The 1,047-nt window shown below is 70.1% G+C and carries 1 protein-coding gene; it reads right to left on the bottom strand.

The window, feature by feature from the left end; translation table 11 throughout:
• On the bottom strand, nt 1-950 hold a 950-nt coding region (locus tag AC27KI_RS25640), incomplete at its 3' end, for a M20/M25/M40 family metallo-hydrolase (RefSeq protein WP_487116632.1).
• Between the last annotated feature and the right edge of the window lie 97 nt (nt 951-1,047).

The raw sequence follows: 1,047 nt of genomic DNA, 5'->3' as shown, positions 1-1,047 counted from the left end.
TGCGGCACGGCGTTGGCCGAGGCGGCGCCCGCCATCGCGGCGATGGTGACCGCACCGGCCGGCACGGCGGCGGCAGGTGCCAGGGCGAACGAGGCGCGCAGCGCGCCCGAGCCCTTTTCGGCCACCACGGCGGGGTACTTGCTGTCCAGCACGATGTTGTACTCGGGCAGCTGGGTCTTGGCGCGGTAGTACTTCATCGCGTCGCCGCCCGTCTCTTCGGTCGTCTCGACCATGAGGCGGATCGTGCGGGCCATCGGCAGGCCGCTGTCCTTGACCGCCTTCATCGCGTACAGCACGGCGGCGATGGAGCCCTTGTCGTCGATGGAGCCGCGCCCGTACAGGTTGCCGCCCACCCGCGTGAGCTTGAACGGGTCCAGCCGGGTGCCGTCGTCCAGCACCCATTCGTCGGCCACCACGGGCACCACGTCGGCGTGCGTGAGGATGCCGAATTCTTCGGTGCCCGTGCCGGGCAGCTTCACTTCGAAGATGCGGTTGTCCACGTTGCGGTACTGCAGGCCGAAGTCCTTGGCCATGCCTTCGACCAGCGTGCCGAAGGCGATGATGGCCCGGTCCTCGTGCGGCGGCACCTTGTCCGAGCGCACCGTGGGAATGGCCACCATCTTCGCGGTCGTGTCGATCACCGCCGTGTGGTGGTGCAGCCGGTTGTACAGGCCCAGCAGGCGGCTGATGTTCACCAGGTCGTCGCCCGCCAGCGTGGCCTTGGACCCATACGCCTTCACGCTGGGCGCCAGCGCAGGGTAGGTGCGCACCGCGCGTTCGAGGAACGCGCTGAAATCGCCGCTGGGCGCACCCGTCTCGGCGACCACCAGGCGGTCCAGATCGGGTTTCTTGAGCGTGCCCGCCAGGGGCGCGGCGTCGGTCGGCGCGGTCACGCTGGAGCAGGCCGAAAGGCCCAGGGCCAGGCCGGCCGCCATCAAAAGCTTCTTCATGAATGTCCTCGGGATTGTGGAGAGCGCGGCGCCCCGCGCGGACCGCATGTGGCGCGGCCCGCGCCAGGCCGGGGTGGAGGATGCCCACCCACCGGCC

It is taken from the genome of Acidovorax sp. KPB24-03 (genome assembly GCF_057546605.1).
The sequence above is the reverse complement of the archived record's forward strand: the minus strand, read 5'-3'. Positions and strand labels throughout refer to the sequence as shown.